The sequence below is a fragment of the Marinobacterium zhoushanense genome (assembly GCF_014641945.1).
Classification (GTDB): Bacteria; Pseudomonadota; Gammaproteobacteria; order Pseudomonadales; family Balneatricaceae; genus Marinobacterium_D; species Marinobacterium_D zhoushanense.
This window is the reverse complement of sequence record NZ_BMIJ01000002.1, coordinates 563,507-586,065: the sequence shown is the minus strand read 5'-3', so window position 1 is coordinate 586,065 and position 22,559 is coordinate 563,507. Positions and strand designations below refer to the sequence as shown.

Here is a 22,559-nt window from a genome sequence, read left to right as displayed (position 1 = left end):
GCTCAAGCAAGCTCGATCGAGATCTCCTTGGGCGGGCAGTGATAGGCCTGACTCACCTTGTTATCCGGCGTCACCGACTCCAGCAGCACGTCGAAGCCCCAGAGACGATGTACATGCTTCAGCACCTCTTCGGTGGATTCGCCCAGCGGTTGGTGGTTGTGCATGTAGTGGCGCAGCGTCAGACTGCGGTCACCGCGGACATTGACGTTGTATACCTGGATGTTGGGTTCACGGTTACCCAGGTTGTACTGTGCCGAGAGTTGCTCGCGCAGCGCGCGGTAACCCATCTCGTCGTGGATGGCATCGACGCGAAGGGTGGGGCGCTCGGCATCATCGAGGATGGCGAACAGGCGCAGCTCGCGCATAAGGCGTGGCGACAGGTACTGCATGATAAAGCTTTCATCCTTGTAGTTGCGCATCGCGGTGTCGAGGGTCTCGATCCAGTTGCTGCCAGCGATGTCGGGGAACCACTCGCGGTCTTCAGCCGTCGGCTTTTCGCAGATACGACGGATATCGCTCATCATGTGGAAGCCCAGGGTATAGGGGTTGATACCGCTGAAGTAGGGGCTGTCGAACGGTGGCTGGTAGATGACGCTGGAGTGGGAGTGCAGAAACTCCATCATGAAGCCGTCGGTAACCAGGCCCTCATCGTATAACTGGTGCAGCAGCGTATAGTGCCAGAAGGTCGCCCACCCCTCGTTCATCACCTGGGTCTGCTTCTGTGGATAAAAATACTGGGCGATCTTGCGCACGATGCGGATGATTTCGCGCTGCCAGGGTTCGAGCAGAGGCGCATTCTTTTCGATGAAGTAGAGCAGGTTCTCTTCCGGTTCTTTCGGATAGTGAATCACCTTCTCCTCCGGCGAAATCTCCTTGCGCGGAATGGTGTTCCAGAGGTCGTTCAGATGGCGCTGAATGTACTCCTCCCGGGCCATCTGCCGCTCGCGCTCTTCGGATGCGGTTAACGGCCGAGGGCGTTTGTAGCGGTTGACGCCGTAGTTCATCAATGCATGGCAGGAGTCGAGCAGAGACTCGACCTCGTCGACACCATAACGCTCTTCGCACTGGCTGATGTAGTTCTTCGCGAACAGCAGGTAATCGATGATCGCCGAGGCATCGGTCCAGGTCTGAAACAGATAGTTGCCCTTGAAGAAGGAGTTGTGTCCGTAACAGGCGTGTGCAATCACCAGCGCCTGCATGGTGATGGTGTTCTCCTCCATCAAGTAAGCGATGCAGGGGTTGGAGTTGATGACGATCTCGTAGGCCAGTCCCATACGGCCGCGCTTGTAGTTCTGCTCGGTCTCGACGAACTGCTTGCCGAACGACCAGTGGCTGTAGTTCAGCGGCATGCCGATGGAGGCGTAGGCGTCCATCATCTGTTCAGAGGTGATCACCTCGATCTGGTTGGGGTAGGTATCCAGGCCGAAGTTTTTGGCGACGCGACCAATCTCGCGGTCGTACTCTTCGATCAGATCGAAGGTCCATTCGGACCCTGTGGAGATCGGACTGCGTTTCTTGGTCGCGCTCATGCGGCACCCTCCGTTCGCTTCTCGAACAGCTTGCGGAAAACAGGATAGATCTCGCCGGCATCGGCTATATGCTGCATGGCGAACTCATCCGGGAAGGCTTGATGTACCTGCTCGTACTCGTACCAGAGATTCTGGTGCGGCCCGGTGGTGATCTCCACGTATGCGAAATACTGCACCTTCTTCAATATGCGTTTCATCAGCAGGTCAGAGCAGGTGGCGGAATCGCCATCCCAGTTGTCGCCATCGGAGGCCTGGGCGACATAGATGTTCCAGTCCGCCGGTGAGTAGCGGGCGTCGATGATGTCGGCGGTGAGCTGCAGGGCGCTGGAGACGATGGTGCCGCCGGTTTCCCGGGAGTAGAAGAACTCCTGTTCGTCGACCTCTTTGGCGTGGGTGTGGTGGCGCACAAACACCAGCTCGATCTGTTTGTAGTTCCGTTCCAGGAACAGATACAGCAGGATGAAGAAGCGCTTGGCAATATCCTTGATGGTCTGGGTCATCGATCCGGACACGTCCATGACGCAGAACATGACCGCCTTGCTCGAGGGTACGGGCACCCGGATCAGGTTGTTGTAACGCAGGTCGAAATCATCGATGAAGGGCAGGCGGCGTGCCTTTTTATCCAGCTCCGCAATCTTCTCCCGCAGTGCCTGCATCTCCTCTTTGGAGGTCTCTGCTGCCGGCAGTGCCTCAAGTGCCCACAGCTGCTTGCGCAGTTCGCGGATCTCTTTTCGCTCCTCCCCGCCGAGCGCGATGCGGCGCGCGTGGGCGGCGCGCAGTGAGCGCACGATGTGCAGTTTTTCCGGAGAGCCGCTGGTGCTGAAACCGGCGCGACGGGTTTCGAACGAGGTGGCATCCTTCAGCTGCTTACGCACCAGATAGGGCAGCTCCAGGTCCTCGAACATGAAGTCGAGAAACTCATCCTGACTGATAGTGAAGGTGAAGTTATCTTCCCCCTCACCCTGATTGCTGGCCTTGCCCTGGCCTGAGCCGCTGCCGCCACCGCCTTCCGGGCGCTGGAACTCATCGCCGGTAACGAACTCCTTATTGCCGGGATAGATACGGGTATTCCGTCCGCCCTTGCCGTGGTGGAAGGTGGGCTCCGAGATGTCGCGGCGTGGGATGGTAACCTCGCCGCCGCGCTCGATATCGGAGATCGAGCGGTCATGGATAGCCTCCTCCACAGCACGCTTGATGTGCTGTTTGTAGCGGCGAAGAAAGCGCTGTCGATTGACCGTGCTCTTCTTCTTGGCGTTCAGGCGGCGATCGATGATATAGCTCATACCGAAAGACTCCCAAAGTCGGTGACCCAGCCGGGCCCTGAGCCCGGCTTACACCGATGTTGCTGCTTACTGGGACTTACGTACGCGGATATACCATTCAGAGAGCAGGCGAACCTGCTTCTCGGTGTAGCCGCGCTGGATCATCCGTTTTACAAACTCGCCATGTTTCTTCTGCTCGTCGGAGGAAGCCTTCGGATTGAAGGAGATTACCGGCAGCAGATCTTCGGTGTTAGCGAACATCTTCTTCTCGATCACGGTGCGCATCTTCTCATAGCTGTTCCACTTCGGATTCTTGCCCATGTTGCTGGCGCGGGCACGCAGTACGAAGTTGACGATCTCGTGGCGGAAGTCTTTCGGGTTGCTGATTCCGGCTGGTTTCTCGATCTTCTCCAGCTCTTCATTGATTGCCTGGCGGTCGAGAATGTCGCCGGTTTCGGGGTCACGGTACTCTTGATCCTGAATCCAGAAGTCGGCGTAGGTGACATAGCGGTCGAAGATGTTCTGGCCATACTCGGAGTAGGATTCCAGGTAAGCGGTCTGGATCTCCTTGCCGAGGAAGTCGATATACTTCGGCGCGATGTACTCCTTCAGGTAGCCCAGGTAACGGTCCTGAATCTCCGTCTGGAACTGCTGCTGACCGATCTCACGCTCCAGTACATAGAGCAGGTGCACCGGGTTGGCGGCGACCTCGGCGGCGTCGAAGTTGAACACCTTGGACAGGATCTTGAACGCGAAGCGGGTGGATAGACCCTCCATCCCCTCGTCGACGCCAGCGGCATCCTTATACTCCTGCATCGACTTCGCCTTGGGATCGGTATCCTTCAGGTTTTCACCGTCATAGACACGCATCTTGGAGTAGACGTTGGAGTTTTCCGGCACCTTCAGGCGTGACAGCACAGTGAACTGTGCCAGCATGTTGAGAGTGTCCGGTGCACAGGGCGCCTCTTTCAGTGAGCTGTTCTCGAGCAGCTTCTCGTAGATGTGGATCTCTTCGGTGACCCGGGTGCAGTAGGGCACCTTGACGATGTAGACACGGTCGATGAACGCTTCGTTGGTCTTGTTGTTCTTGAATGTCTGCCACTCGGACTCGTTGGAGTGCGCCAGGATGATGCCGTCGTACGGGATCGCGCCCATCCCTTCGGTACTGTTGTAGTTGCCCTCCTGGGTCGCGGTCAGCAGCGGGTGCAGCACCTTGATCGGTGCCTTGAACATCTCGACGAACTCCATCAGGCCCTGGTTGGCCCGACACAGGGCACCGGAGAAGCTGTAGGCATCCGGGTCGTGCTGCGGATACTCTTCCAGTTTCCGGATATCCACTTTACCCACCAGGCTGGAGATATCCTGGTTGTTCTCGTCACCCGGTTCGGTTTTGGCGATGGCGATCTGATTCAGGATCGACGGATGAAGCTTGACCACACGGAACTGGGAGATATCACCGCCATACTCATGCAAGCGCTTGACCGCCCAGGGTGACATGATGCCGCGCAGGTAACGAGCGGGAATGCCGTACTCCTGCTCGAGGATCTCGGCATCCTCTTTCGGGTTGAACAATCCCAACGGGGATTCGAATACCGGCGAGCCCTTGATCGCGTAGAAGGGGATATGTTGCATCAGTGCTTTCAGGCGTTCCGCCAGGGAGGATTTACCCCCGCCGACCGGACCAAGCAGATAGAGGATCTGTTTCTTCTCTTCCAGGCCTTGTGCTGCGTGGCGGAAGTAGGACACGATCGCTTCGATCGCCTCCTCCATACCGTAGAACTCGCTGAAGGCCGGGTAGCGTTTGATCACCTTGTTGGAGAAGATACGGCTCAGTCGCGGTTCCATTGAGGTATCGACCAGTTCCGGCTCGCCAATCGCCTTGAGCATGCGCTCGGCTGAGTTGGCGTACGCGATAGGATCCTCCTTGCACAGGCTAAGGAACTCCTGCAGGCTCATCTCCTCCTGCTGGATCGACTCATAACGCGCTTTGTAATGATCAAAGATACTCATTGCTCACCTTCCTGTACTCGGACGCTGGATGTTCGCTTAACAACCTGATTTAAAAGTTGTTGTCGCTGCGTACTACGCCGCCTTCCTGTTTCAGTGTAGTCCAAAGCTCGTGCCTGGGAATGGCCGTTTTACAACTTCTTTGACAATCTCCTTCTGCTTAGGTTGCCGGGCTTGAAACGGACGAATCTTGCAACCTTGTTACGACAAGCTGCATGAAATGTGCCGCTTCCGCACCGGTTGCCGCACGATGGTCGAAAGTCAGGGACAGGGGCAGTCGGCGCCGTGGTTCGATTACACCTTCAGAAACAACGGCTTCAGTGACGATCTTGCCGGCACCAAGAATGGCGACCTGGGGCGGAACCACGGTGGGGGTCGCGTAGCGGCCACCAAACATGCCGAAATTACTCAGTGTCAGGGTTGCACCAAGCATCTCTGACGGCGGGATGGAACGCCGGCGCACATCCTCGCGCAGCCGGTTAAGTCCGGCACGTAGATCTTCTGAGCTGCGGCCACTGACATTACGCAGCACCGGTACGAACAGGCCCTGCTCTGTGTCCACCGCCACGCCCAGATCCAACTGTGGATGCTGGCGAATCGCCAGGCGCTCGCCGTCGAACCAGGCGTTCAGTGAGGGTTCGTGCTGACAGGCATAGGCCAGCGCATCGATCAGTTTAAGCGTGATATCGGTACCAGCAGGCCAGTGCTCGATATCGGCATCGTCGTGAATGGTGACCGCAACCACCTGCTCCCAGGCGCTGGCCAGGGTGCGTGCCATCTGTTTGCGCACACCACGCAATGGCTCGAACGGTCCGAGGCGTTGCACCCTGTCTGCGGCGGCTTCCACCTCCTGTGCCGTGACGCGACCGTCTCGGTGCGGCACCGTGTTGACGTCGATGTCCAAACGTTGCGCCAACGCCCTCGCTGCAGGGCTGATATGGCGGTCCCGATATTGGCGGCTACTGGGTGAGGCGCCGATGAAAAACTGCTCTCCGGCCGCACTGACCGCCGTGGTCTGCTGTTTCAACTCGCCAACGACGGTACCACTGTCCAGCTCCTTTTCGCCGGCGAATTCGAGCAGCGGTTCACCGGTATGAATCGTATCTCCGGGTGCACCGAAAAGGTGCTCAATTGTACCGTCTTGGGGCGAAGGGACTTCGATGATCGCTTTTGCGGTTTCTACCGACAGCAGTATCTGATCAACCTTGACCTGATCACCCTCATTGACGTGCCATTCGAGGATCTCCGCTTCGGGCAGACCCTCACCCAGATCCGGTAGCTTGAAGTATCTCATTGCGGCCAGCCTCCAGTGATTTATCCACGGCATCCAATATGTCGCTGACGCCCGGCAGGTAGTGCTGCTCATTGCGATAGTAGGGCATCACGGTATCCAGTCCGGTGACCCGCATGACCGGGGCACGCATCTGGCCCCAGAGCTGTTCGTTCAGCACCGCCGAGATGTCGGCGCCGACGCCGCCCTTGCCCGGAGCTTCGTGCACGATGACGGCACGACCGGTTTTGCTTACCGAGGCCAGCAGGGTGTCATAATCGATGGGGTTGAGGCTGGCGACATCGATCACTTCGCTATCGATGCCACGCTCGGCCAGGTTGTCTGCCGCCGCCAGGCACTCTGGAATCATCGCGCCATAGCTGATCAGCGACAGGTCCGCCCCTTCACGTAACGTGAAGCAGCGATCGATCGGCAACGCCGCGCCGCTGTCTTCGACCAGGGTGCGGCTGGCGCGATAGATGCGCTTGGGCTCCAGAAAGATCACCGGATCATCGCAACGGATTGCGCCCAGCAGCAGCCCGTACGCCCGTGCCGGTGAGGAGGGGATCACCACGCGCAGACCCGGGATGTGGGCGAGTAGCGCCTCGGTACTTTCCGAGTGGTGCTCCGGGGCATGGATGCCACCACCATAGGGCGCGCGCAGCACCATGGGGCAGCTGAGCCGGCCACGGGTACGGTGACGCAGGCGCGCAGCGTGGGCGATCAGTTGCTCAAGGGCCGGAAAGATGAAGCCCATGAACTGGATCTCAACTACCGCGCGGATGCCCTGGGAGGCCATGCCGACCGCAGTACCGGCGATCATGTTTTCAGCCAGCGGGGTATCGACGACGCGGTGCGCGCCGAAACGTTTCGCCAGCCCGTCGGTGGCGCGAAATACACCGCCGTTGTGACCTATATCCTCGCCGAACAGGATCACCTCCGGATCATCGTCCAGCGCACGTGCCAGTGCCAGATTCACCGCTTCCAGCAGGCAGATCGGCTCGTTCATAGGTCACCTCCCCCGCGTACGCGGGCCATTTCGATCTGAGTGCGCAGTTGTTCAGGCAGTTCGGCATAGAGGTACTCGAACATGCTCTCTACCGGTTCCGGTGGTGTTGCGAGGTAGTCCTCGACTGCCTGCTGTATCTGTTGTTGGGCTTCGTCCAGGCACTGGCGCTCGCGCGACTCATCCCAATAACCCAGATCGACCAGATACTGGCGCAACCGCCGTAGCGGATCGTTCTGCCAGGCCTCCTTGAGCTGATCAGGGGCCCGGTAGCGGCTGGCATCATCCGCGGTGGTGTGATCGCTGAGGCGATAGCTGAGCGCCTCGATCAGGCAGGGCCCCTTGCCGGCGCGTGCGCGCTGCAGGGCATGGCCGATCACCTCATGCAGCGCGATCGGGTCATTGCCGTCGACCTGCTCGGCTGGGATACCGGCGGCCAGCGCCTTCTGCGCCAGAGTGGGGGCCGCGCACTGCATATGGCGCGGTACCGAGATCGCCCATTGGTTGTTGTTGACGATCATCACCAGCGGCAGATGCCAGACCCCGGCCAGGTTCAATGCTTCGGCAAAGTCGCCTTTGGAGGTGGCACCATCGCCGCACAGGCAGACCACGGCATGGGGCTGGTGGCGGTATTTCAGCGATGCGGCGACACCGGCAGCATGCAACGTCTGGGTCGCGATCGGTACCGCATTGGGCAGGTCTCGCGCCATGCCAACGCCGGCGTTGCCGCGTTCGTCGCCACCCCAGTAGAGCAGCACGTCGCGCATCGGCGTACCGCGGATCATCTGCAGGACATGGTCACGGTAATAGGGTACCAGGATATCCTCATGGCTCATCAGGTGCCCAGTGACGACATCGATCGCCTCCGCGCCCAGCGACGAGGGGTAGGTGCCAAGCTGACCGGTACGCTGCAGCGCAACCGCTTTCTGGTCAAATTGACGCGCCAGCACCATCCAGCGGTAGTAGCTGGTAAGCGGCTCCGGTTCATGGCTCCAGCCTGGCAGCTCGTCCAGCGGCTTGCCGTCCGCGCGTAGATAACGGGTCAGACTGATCTCGGTTTTGAACACGGCTTCACGCATGGTGTACCTCTCTTAAGTACAAGACGATCAAGTCCAGGAAGCGGGCGGGTTCAGGCCGCATGGTGTTGCGAGGCATGGCGTGCGTGCAGGCGCTGCTCAGCCAGCCGGTCCGCCAACTTCTCGATCGGCAGATTCAGGCGCAGGGCATCCTCCAGCAGGCGCTCCAGTGTTGCACCCATGCCGACGATCTTGTCGATGATCGCCCCGTCCGGGGCGCCGGCGTGCTGCATCGCCACCTGAATCAAGCCGCCGGAGTTGATGATGTAGTCCGGCGCATAGAGAATACCGCGCTCACGTAAACGCTCACCGTCCTCCTCCCGAGCCAATTGGTTGTTCGCGCTACCGGCGACAATTTTGCAACGCAAGCGGGGGATGGTGTTTTCGTTCAGGATGGCGCCGAGACCACAGGGGCAGAAGAGGTCGCAGTCGACTGCGTAGATCGCATCGGGCTCGACGACCTCGGCGTTAAAATCGCGTACCGCGGTGTCCAGGTGAGGTTGTTCCAGATCGCTAACCACCAGTTGGGCCCCCGCTGCATGCAGTTTCTGCGCGAGATCCATGCCGACATGACCCAGGCCCTGCAAGGCCACGCGCAGGCCGCTGAGCGATTGGCGTCCCAGGCCGACCTTGACGAACGCCTGGATGCCGCTGAGCACGCCGATCGCCGTATAGGGCGAGGGATCACCGCTGCGACTGGTGCAACTGACCCAACGGGTCTCCTGCGCGATGATATCCATATCGCTGACTTCGCTGCCACTATCCACTGCCGTGATGTAGCGTCCACCCAGGGTATCGACGAAACGACCGAACGCCTGCATCAGCGCCTTGCGGTCGAAGGGGCGGTCGGGGCGCAGCAAAACCGCCTTGCCGCCACCATGAGGCAGGTCGGCCAGCGCGGCTTTGTAGCTCATGCCGCGGGCGAGCCGGATGACATCGGTCATCGCCTCTTGCTCATTGGCATATTGTAGAAAGCGGCAACCACCAATAGCGGGGCCGCGGGCAGTGGAATGGATAGCGACGATTGCGCGCATCCCGGTCGCAGCGTCCAGGCCGATATGGATGTCGGTCAGGCCTGCGTCTTCCAGCTGTCTGAACATGACGGGATCCTCCGTTACGGTTTAGATCAGGGAAAACGGTTGAGCCAAGTGTCTGAGACCGGTAGGTAAACCGGGTTCTCGTTTATCTTCTGGATAGCACAGAGTTGGATAAAGTTCAGGGCTCGGACGCACTAATTATGCGCATGGCTTTGCCGTTGTGCAGGTGCGTTAAAAGTGCTGTATCGGATGCTGATATGGCCGAGGCGAGATTTTGGATCGCTGTAGTTGTGCAATGCAGCTAAAGTGAAAAAATGTTTCGCCTTGGCAACATTCCTAGTTCCGTTCGGGAACCAGGTCGATCATATTCAGTTTTGGCGGCACGGGTGCCAGATCGGGCATCAGCGCCTGATTGGCCGAGGTGGTGTAGAGGGTCTTGAGGTTCTGTTGGATGCGGGCAAAACTCGGGTCGGTGGTGAAGGCCTGTTGCAGGGTGGAGATCGCCTCCCCCACCTTACCGTTCGCCGCCTGGACCGCCGCCAGATTGTTGTAAAGCTCCGGGATGTGCGGGTTCTGCTTGATCTTCCAACGCAGCAGTTGCTCGGCGCTTTGCAGCTGCCCGCTCAGGACCAGGATGCGGGACTCGATCAATGAGGCGGACAGATCGTCCGGATTGAGCACTTTATATTCGTCGATCAATGACAGCGCAGTGTCGTAGTCGCCGCGTTCGATAAGCGCCAGAGCGGCCGCCAGGGTTTCTTCGGGGTCGCTGGTGACGTTCGGTGTTACCAGCGCCTCGGGCGCCGGCGGTATCAGGGCCGAGTCGCTGCCCTCCAGTGGTTGGGCCACCGGTTCGCCCGAGAGCAGGGCGCGCTGATGAGCGAGCCATAACTTGATCTCTTCGACCCGGGCGTACAGGGTTTCATCGTCGATTGGCAGGTCACGGATCCGCAACGGGCCGGTATAGGGTTCAGTAGGGGGATTATCGCAGTCGTAGGACTGGTCTTTACCGGCACTGAGACAGAAGTTTTCGGTTTTGCTCGGGGTGTCCAGAAACGCGCTACAGCCGCTGAGTATCGAGACCAGGAACAGAGTGGACAGGGGGCGCTCGAACTGTCCCGAAAAGCCGCGGCCAAACCACATGATGCGAATCTCCCTCTCCCTAACCGGATGCGACTCAGAGTGTAGCTGTGGAGAGTACCAGACCTGCGAGGATCAGTGCACTGCCGGAGAGCCGGTTTTGCCAACGCACCGCCCTTGGACTCTGCATCAGGTAGCGCAGACGCGAGGCGAGACCGCTGTAACCGGTCATCACGCTCCAGTCGACGATCAGCAGTGTGGTGGCGATCACCAGCAGCTGGGGCAGCCGGGGCAGGGCCGGATCCATGAACTGGGGAACCAGTGCGATCAGAAAGATGATCCCTTTGGGGTTGGTGATATTGACCAGATAGGCGCTGACGAAACGCTGGCGCACGCCTGGGGCGTTGCTCAGGCCAAGTCTGAGTCCGGTGTCGGAGCGCCAGAGCGAGAGGCCAAGCCAGATCAGATAGCCCGCTCCTATCCATTTTATGGTCAGGAACAGCCTGGGAGAGGCCGCCACCAGTCCCCCCAGCCCCACGGCGACGACCAGAAGCTGGGTACCGTAACCGGCGATCAGGCCTGCGACCGCAGGCGCGGCGCCGCGCACGCCGTGGTTGAGTCCGTAGCTCATCGCGGTGGCTGCTCCTGCGCCAGGCGATAAGCTGATCAAAATGGCGGCGCTGAGCAGCGCCAGCCAGATCTCGATCGACATTGATGAGTTCCTTTCAAAAATCAGAACAGCCGCCCAAAGGCGGCTGTTGTTGTAGTGCAATCGACCGAGTGTGTCTTACTGCTCAGCCTGCTCGCGTGCGATGGCGCGGTAGGCGATATCGGTGCGGTAGTAGGCATCCTTCCAGCTGATCAGGTCGACCAGCTCGTAGGCACGCTGCTGTGCCTCGGTGACGCTGTCTCCCAGGGCTGTAGCGCAGAGCACACGACCGCCAGCGGTGACCACCTTGCCATCCTGCAGTTTGGTGCCGGCATGGAAGATCTTGCTGTCGGCCGGCGTTTCGCTTGGCAGACTGATTGCGTCGCCCTTGGCGTAATCACCGGGATAACCGCCTGCGGCCATTACCACGCCCACCGACGGGCGCGGATCCCAGTCCGCTTGCACCTGGTCCAGACGTTTGTCGAGGGCGGCGTTGCACAGCTCGACCAGGCTGGACTTGAGGCGCAACATGATCGGCTGCGTTTCCGGATCGCCAAAGCGGCAGTTGTACTCGATCACTTTCGGGGTACCGTCGGCCATGATCATCAGGCCGGCATACAGAAAGCCGGTGTACTCATTGCCTTCGGCGGCCATGCCGCGCACGGTGGGCAGGATCACTTCGGCCATGATGCGGTCATGGATCTCAGCGGTGACCACCGGGGCCGGTGAATAAGCCCCCATACCGCCGGTGTTGGGGCCGGAGTCGCCGTTGCCGACTCGCTTATGGTCCTGGCTGGTGGCCATCGGCAGCACGTGTTCGCCATCGACCATGACGATGAAGGAGGCTTCCTCGCCATCGAGGAACTCCTCGACCACCACGCGGTGACCGGCATCACCGAAGGCGTTGCCAGCGAGCATATCGCGGATCGCGTCTTCGGCTTCCGCGAGCGTCATTGCCACGATTACGCCCTTGCCGGCGGCCAGACCGTCGGCCTTGACCACGATCGGAGCGCCTTTTTCACGCACATAGGCCAGTGCAGGCTCCACCTCGGTGAAGTTCTGGTACTCGGCGGTGGGGATGGCATGGCGAGCCAGGAAGTCCTTGGTGAACGCCTTGGATCCCTCCAGCTGAGCAGCACCGGCGGTGGGGCCGAACACGCGCAGCCCCTGTTCGGTGAACTTGTCGACGATGCCGACCACGAGCGGCGCCTCCGGACCGACGATGGTCAGGTCGATGGCGTTCTCCTTGGCGAACGCGGCGAGCTGATCCAGCGCCAGTACATCGATATCGACGTTCTGCAGCTTGCTCTCCTGCGCAGTGGCGGCGTTGCCGGGGGCGACGAAGACGGTTTCGACCGCCTCGTCACGGGCGGCGGCCCAGGCCAGCGCGTGTTCGCGCCCGCCGGAGCCGATTACGAGAATTTTCATCTGCCTCTATCCCTGTATCAGTGACGGAAGTGGCGCATGCCGGTGAAGACCATCGCCAGGCCATGCTCGTCGGCGGCGTCGATCACCTCCTGGTCACGCATGGACCCGCCCGGCTGGATTACCGCGCTGATACCGGCTTCGGCAGCAGCGTCGATACCGTCACGGAACGGGAAGAAAGCGTCGGAAGCCATCACCGAGCCCTTCACCTCAAGACCTTCGTCAGCGGCCTTGATACCGGCGATCTTGGCCGAGTACACTCGGCTCATCTGGCCGGCGCCGATACCGATGGTCTGGCCGTTCTTGGCGTAGACGATGGCGTTGGATTTGACGAACTTGGCCACTTCCCAACAGAACAGCAGATCGCGGATCTCCTGTTCGCTGGGCTGCTTCTTGCTGACGATCTTGAGCTGGGAGGCGTCGACCATGCCCAGATCGCGATCCTGCACCAGCAGGCCGCCATTGACGCGCTTGTAGTCGAAGCCCTTGGCGCGCTGGGCATCCCACTCACCGCAGGCGAGCAGACGTACATTGGGTTTGCTGGCGACGATATCGGAAGCTTCCTGGGTCACCTTCGGAGCGATGATCACCTCGACGAACTGACGCTCGACGATCACCTTGGCGGTTTCGCCGTCCAACTCGCGGTTGAAGGCGATGATGCCGCCGAAGGCAGAGGTCGGGTCGGTCTGGAAGGCGCGGTTATAGGCTTCCAGAATGTCGCTGCCGATCGCAACGCCACAGGGGTTGGCGTGCTTGACGATGACGCAGGCGGGTTCCTGGAACGGCTTGACGCACTCCAGCGCGGCGTCGGTGTCGGCCACGTTGTTGTAGGACAGCGCCTTGCCCTGCAGCTGGCGCGCGGTGGAGACGCTGGGCTCGGCTGGGTTGGTTTCGACATAGAAGGCTGCGCGCTGGTGCGGGTTCTCGCCGTAGCGCATATCCTGCGCCTTGATGAACTGGGTGTTGAATGTACGCGGGAAGTCGGCCGGTACCTCTTCGTCGCCTTCGATAACGGCGCCGAGATAGTTGGCGATCATGCCGTCGTAGGCGGCAGTATGTTCGAACGCCTGCACGGCGAGGTCGAACCGGGTCTTCAGACTCAGGCCACCATCGCGCTCAAGCTCCTTCAGGATCGGCTCGTAGCTTGAAGCATTGACGACGATGGCAACGTCCTTGTGGTTTTTCGCTGCTGAACGGACCATGGTCGGGCCGCCGATATCGATGTTCTCGATCGCCATCGGCAGGTCACAATCGGGACGCGCGATGGTCTGAGCGAAGGGGTAGAGGTTGACCACGACCATATCGATCGGATCGATACCGTGCTCCGCCATCACCGCATCGTCGGTGCCGCGACGTCCCAGGATGCCGCCGTGAACCTTCGGGTGCAGCGTCTTGACACGGCCTGCCATCATCTCCGGGAAACCGGTGTAGTCGGAAACCTCGGTGGCCGGGATATCGCTCTCGCGCAGCAGCTTGAAAGTGCCGCCGGTGGAGAGGATCTCGACACCGCGTGCGTTCAGCGCACGGGCGAAGTCTACAATACCGGTTTTGTCCGACACGCTGATCAGCGCGCGGCGAATCGGGGTAGTGTTCTGCTCAGACATAATCTCGGGTTCGCTTCTCTCAGTTCGCTCGATTACAGCAGGCCGTACTGCTTCAGTTTTTTGCGCAGGGTGCCGCGATTGAGGCCCAGGACCTCAGACGCCTTGGTCTGGTTGTCCTTGGTATAGGCCATCACGCTCTCAAACAGCGGCGCTTCGATCTCTGACAGGACCATCTGGTACACGTCGGTAACCGGCTGACCGTCCAGCTGCTTGAAGTAGCTGGTCAGCGACTGGTGCACGGTGTCGCGCAGGGTCTGCGCCGGCATGCCAGACTGCGGCTGGGTGGTGTGTGCATACTGTTCCAAATCTTTGCTTTCCACTGTACTCATGTACCCAATCCTGGATTCAGGCGGCGGCCGAACCTGCCAACAAGGCAGTAACGGCATTAACCTGATCGCTTGCTGTTTCTAGTTGATTGAAATGCTTCCTGAACCCGGCAGCCTGCGCGTGTTGCTGCAGATACCAGCCTACATGCTTGCGCGCAATACGCACGCCCATATAGTCACCGTAGAAGGCATATAGCGCTTCGAGGTGGCCGGTCAGAATCTGCAGAACTTCGTCTGTCTCCGGTTCCGCCAGCTCTTTTCCCGTGCGCAGATAGTGGTCGATCTCACGCAGCAGCCAGGGGCGGCCCTGAGCTGCACGCCCGATCATCACAGCGGCGGCACCGGTGTAATCGAGCACGTCGCGCGCGCTGCGCGCCGAGTCGATATCGCCATTGGCGAATACCGGGATGGAAACCTGCTGGCAGATACGGGCGATGGTGTCGTACTCCGCGTTGCCCTGATAGCGATCGGCGCGGGTGCGGCCGTGCACGGCCAGTGCGGCGATACCGGCCTGTTCCGCCATCTCGGCGATCCGTTCACCGTTGCGCTGTTCGGGTGACCAGCCGGTACGGATCTTCAGGGTGACCGGGATCTCGACGGCGTCGACAACGGCATCGAGGATCTCGCCGACCAGCACCTCATCGCGCAACAGAGCGGACCCGGCGGCCTTGTTACAGACCTTCTTCGCCGGGCAGCCCATGTTGATATCGATGATCTGTGCGCCCCGCTCGGCGTTCATCCGTGCAGCATCGGCCATCATCTGCGGATCGCCACCGGCGATCTGTACCGAGCGTGGCTCGGCTTCACCGGTATGGTCGAGGCGCAGGGCCGATTTGCGTGAGTTCCACAGGCGGGTATCGGAGGTGACCATCTCCGAGACCACCAGGCCGGCGCCCAGACGTCTGCAGAGTTGGCGGAAGGGACGATCCGTGACCCCAGCCATCGGTGCCAGCACAACCTGACTGTCAATGGTGTAAGGGCCGATTTGGAACATCACACACCTGCCAAAAGGGAAAAAAATACTGGCCCAAGCCGTTCGGCTTAGGTCCGGGTTCGTTATTGGAAGGCGGCCAATGATACTCTTTCGGGAGGGGGGCTCCAACCTGTTTTTGTTGATTTTTTGATCGATTTCGGGGTTGACCAAAGGGTGTTTTTGAGCTTCCTGGAAGCGGGATTTCAACTCGCCGGGCGCAGTTCCAGCTGGTAGCTGACGGCACGTACGCCGGGGTCGGTAATCTCCAGTTGCAGCTGCACAGGCGTCATCGGCTGCATCAACTCGCCGACGCGGTTGGACGGCATGTACTCTCGGGGCTGAAAGACCCGGCTCGCCACCAGCCGGCCCTTAAGGTCGGTAAAGGTGAGTGACAACGCCGGAAAGGGCTGGGCAAACGCGGCATCGTTGCGCAACTGTATATCCACGCTGAGGGCGTCGGCGAACGCCGGGTGAGGGCGTACGACCATGCGTTGGTTGGTGATCGAGCGGTAGGCCCCGCGTCCCAGTTCACAAGCCAGGGAATCGCAGGCGAGGGCGTAGATCGGATGCAGATCTTCATTATGTGCCAGCGTTGCGCGCTCGAACCACAGGTACTGGCCGCCCAGTACCAGCAGTGCAATCAGCGATGCCAGGGCCCAGCCGGTGGCGGCAAAGGGATCGTTTCGCTCCCGGCTTATCTCCAGCAGAATCGGTTCGGCGTAGAGATGGGGGATATTGTCCGCTGACGCCTCTACAGCCGAGCTGGCGGTCTCTTCCTTAACGGAGGGAGCGTCCTTATCCTCAAGGGCAGAGCGGGCGCTTGCTGGCTTTGCTGGCTGATCTTTGGCAACGGGTCTCGCCTTGAGTTTTTCGGCGGCCGCGAGCAAGCGCTCGGCCAACTCATCGGTATCGGCAACCTTGCTGGCGGTAATCTGTGCAGGTGCAGGTGCAGGTGCAGGTGCAAGTTTATGGTCGGGCTCGGTGATAGCCGGCTTTTGCTGCTGAGTATGTAATTCTTGCTGATGACGCTCGAGACGACGTGCCTCGACGCGGGCGTCAAACACCATCAGGCACGCGCCGCAGCGCACCTGGCCCTGGGCGAGATTCAACTGCCCCTCAGTCACGCGAAAGCGTGAATGGCATCCGGGGCACTCGGTAATTAGCGGCTCGTTCATGCGTCCTGGTATTTAGTGCCGGTGAGTCTGATCCAGCCGTCCTTTTCCACGGCCGGCTCCATCTTGAACCACTGCGAGTAGGCGGTCGAAACGCTGTCCGCCTGGTCCGCGAGCAGGCCGGACAGCAGTATACGTCCACCGGGGCGTACCAGGGCTTCCAGGGTCGGAGCCAGCTCAACCAGCGGGCCGGCCAGTATATTGGCGACCAGGGTATCGGCCTTAACCGCAGGTGTCGCGTTGGGCAGGCTGACGCTGAGACGTGACGAATCGAGCCGGTTACGCTCCAGGTTGTCGCGGGTCGCGGTCAGCGCCTGGGGATCGATATCGACGGCCACCACCTTGTTGGCCCCCAGCAATAGCGCGGCGATGCCCAGAATGCCGCTGCCACAGCCGTAATCCACCACCAGCTGGTCGTCGAGGGATTGGCTGTCGAGCCACTCCAGACAGAGCGAGGTGGTCGGGTGTGTGCCAGTGCCAAAGGCGAGGCCTGGGTCGAGCATCATGTTGACTGCATTGGGGTCAGGGGCTTCGCGCCAACTGGGGCAGACCCAGAGTCGCTTGCCAAACTGCATCGGATGGTAGTTCTCCATCCATTCGCGCTCCCAGTCCTTGTCCTCCAGGATTTCCGCCTTGATCTCCGGATGCGGGCGGCCCTCGATTTCGGGCAGCTGCTGCTGAGCTGAGCGCAGCAGTGCCAGGGTTTCCTGTAGATCATGTTCGGCGGCGAACAGCCCGGTGACAACGGTCTGGCTCCACAGCGGCGTGGTGCCCAGGTCCGGTTCGAAGATGGGCTGGTCGGCGGCGTCCTGGTAGGTGACAGCGGCACATCCGGCGGCCAGCAGCAGGTCCTCATACTGCTCGGCCTGTTCGGGGGCGGTTTCAACCTTTATCTGTAACCAGGGCATGGAGTGCTCCGTCAATTCTAATAGCCTGAGTATGAATTAAAGCTTAGCGTCAAAAAAGCCCGCTGCTGCGGGCTTTTTGGCTGGATGATACACGCCTGTGTTTACAGGCCGAGTTTCTTTTCCAGGTAGTGGATGTTGACACCGCCGCGGGCGAAGTTGGCATCGCGGACGATATCGTTGTGCAGCAAGATGTTGGTCTTGATCCCCTCTACCACCATCTCGTCGAGTGCGTTCTGCATACGGATCAGTGCCGTTTCGCGATCTTCGCCCCAGGTGATCAACTTTGCAATCAGGGAGTCGTAGTGCGGCGGCACGGTGTAACCGCTGTACAGGTGAGAATCGACACGTACGCCGTTACCGCCCGGTGCATGGAAATAGCTTACCTTGCCGGGGCTGGGCATGAAGTTACGCGGATCCTCGGCATTGATTCGGCACTCGAAGGCGTGACCGTTAAGCTTCACATCCTCCTGCTTGATCGACAGCGGCATGCCGGAGGCGATCCGCAGCTGCTCCTTGACGATATCGACACCGGTAACCTGCTCGGTGACCGGGTGCTCCACCTGAACGCGGGTGTTCATCTCGATGAAGTAGAAGCCGCCATTCTCATACAGGAACTCGAATGTGCCGGCGCCACGATAGCCGATCTCGATGCAGGCATCGACACAGGACTTGAGCACGGCTGCCCGCGCTTCCGGGTCGATACCGGGTGCAGGTGCTTCCTCCACCACCTTCTGGTGGCGGCGCTGCAGCGAGCAGTCGCGATCGTACAGGTGGATCGCATTACCCTGGCCGTCGGCCAGTACCTGAACCTCGACATGGCGCGGCTTCTCGAGAAACTTCTCCATGTAGACGGTTTCGTCGCCAAAGGCGGCTTTGGCCTCGGTACGGGTGACCTGTACCGCATTGGTCAGGTGGGCTTCGGTGTGCACGACGCGCATGCCGCGACCGCCGCCGCCGGCAGCGGCCTTGATAATTACCGGGTAGCCGATGCGCTTGGCGATCTTGTGGATCGCTTCATTGTCTTCCGGCAGCGGGCCGTCCGAGCCGGGTACGGTCGGCACTCCGGCTTTTTTCATCGCCTGGATCGCCGATACCTTGTCGCCCATCAGGCGGATGGTGTCGGCGCGGGGGCCGATGAAGGTGAAACCGGACTGCTCCACCTGCTCGGCGAAACCGGCGTTCTCCGCCAGGAATCCGTAGCCGGGGTGGATACCGACAGAGTCGGTTACTTCGGCGGCGCTGATGATGGACGGAATATTCAGATAGCTCTGCGTAGAGGGTGCCGGTCCGATACAAACTGCCTCGTCAGCCAGACGAACGTGCATCAGGTCGCGGTCAGCGACGGAATGTACCGCCACGGTTTTGATCCCCAGCTCCTTACAGGCACGCAGGATGCGCAACGCGATCTCGCCGCGGTTGGCTATGAGCACTTTATCGAGCATCGTTCAAAAATCCTTGGGTGGAGTTCGAGACGGGTTAGGCGATAACGATCAGCGGCTGATCGTATTCAACCGGCTGTCCATCTTCGACCAGGATCGCCTCGATGACGCCTGATTTATCCGCTTCGATCTGGTTCATCATCTTCATCGCTTCGACGATGCAGATTACGTCACCGGCCTTGATGCTCTGGCCGACTTCAATGAAGGGCGCTGCAGTCGGTGACGGTGAGCGGTAGAAGGTGCCAACCATAGGGGAACGCACGGAGTGTCCAGCCGGTGCGGCCGGTGTCGGGTCGGCGGCAGGTGCTGCGGCCGGAGCGGCCGGCTGAACCGGCGCCGGTGCGGCGGCAACGGGCATCGGTGCATAAGCTGCCTGGGGGACCAGACTTGAAGTCCGGCTGATGCGGACCGATTCCTCACCCTCTTTGATCTCGATCTCGTTGATGTTGGATTCTTCGAGGAGTTCGATCAGTTTTTTGACTTTGCGGATATCCATCGGAAAAGAGTCTCAGTCTTGGCTGTTATGTTTGAGGATGACAACTGCACCTGAGGTGGGCATGACTGCAGGGATCGCTGCAATCGATAGACCCAACGCCTGATCAGGTGGTTAAGAATAAAATTGCGCATAAGTGTGCATTAAAGCGGAATCACTGTCCATGTGAATCATAAATATTCCTGCATTAGGGCGCAGTTTGCCGAAGTTTCCCGACAGTTTTGTTGTGGAATGGTTAATTGTTGATCGCCTGTCTCTGCCATTCGTGGCTGCTGAGCCCGGCTGGGCGACGCCAGGCGGTGATCCGGCTATTCGTTGACCGGTGCTGGGAAATTCGCCATAGTGCAACGCATCATGAACCTCGCTCCCATGGGTTGGAAATAAAGCAAGAAAGCGGGGTGGCGAGTGTTTGCACTGCAGCGAAACTCATATGCCCCGGCGTGCAACAGTGTGCAGGGTCAAAAACGGAAGAGGGATGCACGTGTTGGATAGTCTGCAACGTATCTGGTTCAAACTCTGGGATCCGCTATGGAGCCGCCTCTCGGGAGGTCGGGTGGCGAAGAGTGTGACGGGCCTGATACTACTCTATCTGCTGGTGGCGACGGGATTCGGCGTTTACTGGAGTTTCGAGCCCTCCCGTTTCAATCTGGTCGAGCAGGCCAATCAGCAGGCACAGCAGCGCGGCCAGCAGCCGGTGGTTGGGTACTACACCAGTGAAGCGCTGATCCTGGTTACCGAAACGCTGCTGGATAAGCCCGGCGGGTATATCAGCAACGACCGTCTGCCGCCGGGTATCTGGCTTGATAATTTGCCCAACTGGGAGTTTGGTGTACTGGTACAGGCACGTGACATGGCGCGGGCGCTGCGCAAAACCTTCAGTCGCTCCCAGTCGCAGTCCACGGAAGACCCCGACCTTGCCAAGGCCGAACCGTTGCTGCATTTCGATTCCAACAGCTGGATTCTTCCGGATAGCGAGGGCGAGTACCGCAAGGCGATCAAGGCCTTGCGTGCCTATCAGGCAAGCCTTTCCGAGACCAGTGAAGAGTCGGCACAGTTTTATGCCCGGGCCGATAATCTGCGCGACTGGCTGGGTGATGTGTCCACCCGTTTGGGCAGCCTGTCACAGCGGCTCAGTGCCAGTGTCGGGCAGCGGCGTTTGAATACCGACCTGGCCGGCAGCCCCGGTGCGGCGCAATCCACCAAAACCGCGCATGAGTCGGAGATCCAGACACCCTGGATGGAGATCGACGATGTTTTCTACGAGGCGCGGGGGACCGCCTGGGCACTGATCCATCTGCTCGAGGCCGTCGAAATGGATTTTGCGCCCACGCTGGAGAAGAAGAATGCGCGGGTCAGCGTCGACCAGATCATCCGTGAACTGGAAGCGACCCAGGCCACGATCTGGAGCCCGATGATTCTCAACGGTACCGAATTTGGTTTTCTGGCCAACCATTCATTGGTGATGGCCTCCTATATATCACGTGCCAACGCCGCGATAATCGATCTGCGTGAACTACTGTCGCAGGGCTGAGGTCGTGAGTCGAATTGGTGCCTCCGTGCACGAGTAGAGGAATGCAACGATGCGTCGAGTCGTGTTCAATCAGAAAGGCGGTGTGGGCAAGTCGAGTATTGCGGTCAATCTGGCGGCGATCAGTGCGGCGAGGGGCAAGCGCACACTGGTGGTGGATCTGGACCCGCAATGCAACTCGACCCATTATCTGCTCGGTGACGAGGCGAACTCGCCGGACACCGACATTCGCGACTTTTTCGAATCGACGCTGAGCTTTCAGCTCAAACCGGCCGATCCGCAGAGTTACGTCCACCAAACCCCTTTCGACAATCTCTGGCTGATCCCCTCCCATCCCGACCTTGGCGATCTGCAGTCGAAGCTGGAGTCCAAGCACAAGATCTATAAGTTGCGCGAGGCGCTGGAAACACTGCTCGAATCCTATGACGCGATCTATATCGACACGCCGCCGGCATTCAACTTCTTTACCCTGTCGGCGCTGTGCGCGGCCGAGCGCTGCCTGATCCCGTTCGATTGCGACGATTTCGCCCGCCAGGCGTTGTACAGTCTGCTCAACAACGTGCAGGAGACCCGGGCGGACCATAACGAGGCACTGACGGTGGAGGGGATCGTGGTGAATCAGTATCAGCCGCGTGCATCACTGCCGCAGAAGATCGTGGAGGAGTTGCTGGCGGAGTCACTACCGGTATTGAAGACGCGGATTCCCGCGTCGGTGAAGATGAAGGAATCTCATACAGCGGCACGACCGTTGATCCAGCTGGCGCCCAAGCACCGACTGACGACGGAGTTCGTGAATCTCTATGAGGAGCTGCATCCGGAGTGATCCGGTATCATGCGCAGCACCTGCTGATCTGGGTAGTATTAGCGCGGCAGGCGACGTGAGGCCGGCGCCTTGCGCCGCAAACTCATGAGCCAGATGGCCAATGCCGTTGCCGATACTGCCAGAATGACGATCTCCGTCATGCGTGACCTGTCCGTTGTTGGGGAGATTTCATTCTAACTGGGTTGGGGCGTGGGGAAATTGAAAATTTTTGCCCTATACGCCCCAAGTCTGCTGTCGACCGGCCTGTCACATACCCTTGACCGCGAAGATGCCTGGAGCATTGCGCCAGTAGCCCTGGTAATCCATGCCATAGCCGAAGATGTAGCGGTCTTCGACCTCCAGTCCGACAAACTCCGCCTTGAGATCAGAACGTGCCTTGCGGTCATGCAGCTTGTTGACCAGTACTGCACACTGCACGCTGGACGCGCCGCCCTGTCGACAGTGATCGATTATCGCAGCCAGGGTGTGCCCCTCATCGAGAATGTCGTCGATGATCAGTACCGGGCGATCCTTGAACTCCACCATCGGCGGTACTTTCCACTCCAGTTCATGGCCTGAGGTGGTGTTGCGATAGCGCGTCGCATGCAGGTAGCTGGCCTCCAGCGGGAAGTTAAGCCGGGTCAGCAGTTGGCCCGCGATCACCAGGCCACCGTTCATCACTGTGAACACCACCGGGTTGGCATCCATCAGCTGCTCGGTGATCTCCCGTGCCATACGGTCCATGGCCGTCTCAACCTCGGCCTGGCTGAACAGCAGATCCGACTCGATATAGACCCGCTTGATATGTTCGAGATCAACGCTGCTCATCTGTGTGCCCCTTCTTTCAACCCTGCATTGCGGGTGGCCGGTACGATAAAAGGGCAAAACGATAATGCGCTTTGGGGGTTTGAGCAACTTTCTTGGTCATGCCGCTTCGGATGATGCAGATGACAGGCAGGGCCGCTTTCGATAG

General features: G+C 59.8%; 20 protein-coding genes. 2 read left to right on the top strand and 18 right to left on the bottom strand.

Annotated elements, in window-relative coordinates:
- Window positions 1-2: 2 nt before the first annotated feature.
- The 17 genes from IEX40_RS06920 to accB form a co-directional block, all read right to left on the bottom strand.
- Window positions 3-1,529 (bottom strand): SpoVR family protein, encoded by a 1,527-nt coding sequence (locus tag IEX40_RS06920; RefSeq protein ID WP_188746594.1) that lies wholly within the window; start codon window positions 1,527-1,529, stop codon window positions 3-5.
- Window positions 1,526-2,812 (bottom strand): YeaH/YhbH family protein, encoded by a 1,287-nt coding sequence (locus IEX40_RS06915; RefSeq protein WP_188746592.1) that lies wholly within the window; start codon window positions 2,810-2,812, stop codon window positions 1,526-1,528. The genes IEX40_RS06920 and IEX40_RS06915 overlap by 4 nt, the downstream gene beginning before the upstream one ends.
- A gap of 66 nt (window positions 2,813-2,878) precedes the next feature.
- Complete coding sequence (locus IEX40_RS06910) at window positions 2,879-4,801, bottom strand: PrkA family serine protein kinase (protein ID WP_188746591.1); 1,923 nt, start codon at window positions 4,799-4,801, stop codon at window positions 2,879-2,881.
- Window positions 4,802-4,958: 157 nt separating this feature from the next.
- Window positions 4,959-6,092, bottom strand: coding sequence for a dihydrolipoamide acetyltransferase family protein (locus IEX40_RS06905; protein ID WP_188746589.1), 1,134 nt, complete (start codon window positions 6,090-6,092; stop codon window positions 4,959-4,961).
- A complete protein-coding gene (locus IEX40_RS06900; RefSeq protein ID WP_188746587.1) occupies window positions 6,061-7,077 on the bottom strand; it encodes an alpha-ketoacid dehydrogenase subunit beta in 1,017 nt (338 codons plus the stop codon). The genes IEX40_RS06905 and IEX40_RS06900 overlap by 32 nt, the downstream gene beginning before the upstream one ends.
- Entirely contained in the window at window positions 7,074-8,153 is a 1,080-nt protein-coding gene (gene pdhA, locus IEX40_RS06895; RefSeq protein WP_188746585.1) for a pyruvate dehydrogenase (acetyl-transferring) E1 component subunit alpha, read from the bottom strand. Before pdhA ends, IEX40_RS06900 begins: the two co-directional genes overlap by 4 nt.
- Before the next feature lie 50 nt (window positions 8,154-8,203).
- Complete coding sequence (locus tag IEX40_RS06890; RefSeq protein WP_188746583.1) at window positions 8,204-9,250, bottom strand: Leu/Phe/Val dehydrogenase; 1,047 nt, start codon at window positions 9,248-9,250, stop codon at window positions 8,204-8,206.
- A 273-nt stretch (window positions 9,251-9,523) separates the two neighbouring features.
- Complete coding sequence (locus tag IEX40_RS06885; RefSeq protein WP_188746581.1) at window positions 9,524-10,330, bottom strand: tetratricopeptide repeat protein; 807 nt, start codon at window positions 10,328-10,330, stop codon at window positions 9,524-9,526.
- Window positions 10,331-10,364: 34 nt separating this feature from the next.
- The gene (locus IEX40_RS06880; protein WP_188746579.1) at window positions 10,365-10,979 is read right to left on the bottom strand and encodes a LysE family transporter; all 615 of its coding nucleotides are present in this window, start codon (window positions 10,977-10,979) and stop codon (window positions 10,365-10,367) included.
- Window positions 10,980-11,054: 75 nt separating this feature from the next.
- The gene (purD, locus tag IEX40_RS06875; protein WP_188746577.1) at window positions 11,055-12,344 is read right to left on the bottom strand and encodes a phosphoribosylamine--glycine ligase; all 1,290 of its coding nucleotides are present in this window, start codon (window positions 12,342-12,344) and stop codon (window positions 11,055-11,057) included.
- Window positions 12,345-12,361: 17 nt separating this feature from the next.
- Window positions 12,362-13,945 carry a bifunctional phosphoribosylaminoimidazolecarboxamide formyltransferase/IMP cyclohydrolase gene (gene purH, locus IEX40_RS06870; protein ID WP_188746575.1) on the bottom strand — a complete coding sequence of 528 codons (1,584 nt, stop codon included), beginning with the start codon at window positions 13,943-13,945 and terminating at the stop codon, window positions 12,362-12,364.
- 32 nt (window positions 13,946-13,977) lie between these two features.
- Window positions 13,978-14,274: a DNA-binding transcriptional regulator Fis gene (gene fis / locus IEX40_RS06865; protein ID WP_188746573.1), complete on the bottom strand. Its 297-nt coding sequence runs from the start codon at window positions 14,272-14,274 to the stop codon at window positions 13,978-13,980.
- 16 nt (window positions 14,275-14,290) lie between these two features.
- On the bottom strand, window positions 14,291-15,265 hold the full coding sequence (gene dusB, locus IEX40_RS06860) for a tRNA dihydrouridine synthase DusB (protein WP_188746571.1): 975 nt from the start codon (window positions 15,263-15,265) through the stop codon (window positions 14,291-14,293).
- 182 nt (window positions 15,266-15,447) lie between these two features.
- The gene (locus IEX40_RS06855) at window positions 15,448-16,419 is read right to left on the bottom strand and encodes a DUF3426 domain-containing protein (RefSeq protein ID WP_188746569.1); all 972 of its coding nucleotides are present in this window, start codon (window positions 16,417-16,419) and stop codon (window positions 15,448-15,450) included.
- Window positions 16,416-17,324, bottom strand: coding sequence for a 50S ribosomal protein L11 methyltransferase (gene prmA, locus IEX40_RS06850; RefSeq protein ID WP_188746568.1), 909 nt, complete (start codon window positions 17,322-17,324; stop codon window positions 16,416-16,418). The genes IEX40_RS06855 and prmA overlap by 4 nt, the downstream gene beginning before the upstream one ends.
- Before the next feature lie 101 nt (window positions 17,325-17,425).
- Entirely contained in the window at window positions 17,426-18,766 is a 1,341-nt protein-coding gene (accC, locus tag IEX40_RS06845) for an acetyl-CoA carboxylase biotin carboxylase subunit (protein WP_188746566.1), read from the bottom strand.
- Window positions 18,767-18,800: 34 nt separating this feature from the next.
- On the bottom strand, window positions 18,801-19,259 hold the full coding sequence (accB, locus tag IEX40_RS06840; protein ID WP_188746564.1) for an acetyl-CoA carboxylase biotin carboxyl carrier protein: 459 nt from the start codon (window positions 19,257-19,259) through the stop codon (window positions 18,801-18,803).
- A gap of 481 nt (window positions 19,260-19,740) precedes the next feature.
- On the opposite strand from accB, the gene IEX40_RS06835 reads away from it, so the two are divergent.
- Together IEX40_RS06835 and IEX40_RS06830 are read left to right on the top strand one after the other, a co-directional pair.
- Window positions 19,741-20,787, top strand: a complete 1,047-nt coding sequence (locus IEX40_RS06835; protein ID WP_229680634.1) for a DUF2333 family protein — start codon at window positions 19,741-19,743, stop codon at window positions 20,785-20,787.
- Between the two features lie 49 nt (window positions 20,788-20,836).
- Window positions 20,837-21,607 carry a ParA family protein gene (locus IEX40_RS06830; protein WP_188746560.1) on the top strand — a complete coding sequence of 257 codons (771 nt, stop codon included), beginning with the start codon at window positions 20,837-20,839 and terminating at the stop codon, window positions 21,605-21,607.
- Between the two features lie 246 nt (window positions 21,608-21,853).
- On the opposite strand, the gene IEX40_RS06825 is transcribed toward IEX40_RS06830, so the two are convergent.
- The gene (locus IEX40_RS06825) at window positions 21,854-22,414 is read right to left on the bottom strand and encodes a hypoxanthine-guanine phosphoribosyltransferase (RefSeq protein ID WP_188746558.1); all 561 of its coding nucleotides are present in this window, start codon (window positions 22,412-22,414) and stop codon (window positions 21,854-21,856) included.
- Window positions 22,415-22,559 lie beyond the last annotated feature (145 nt).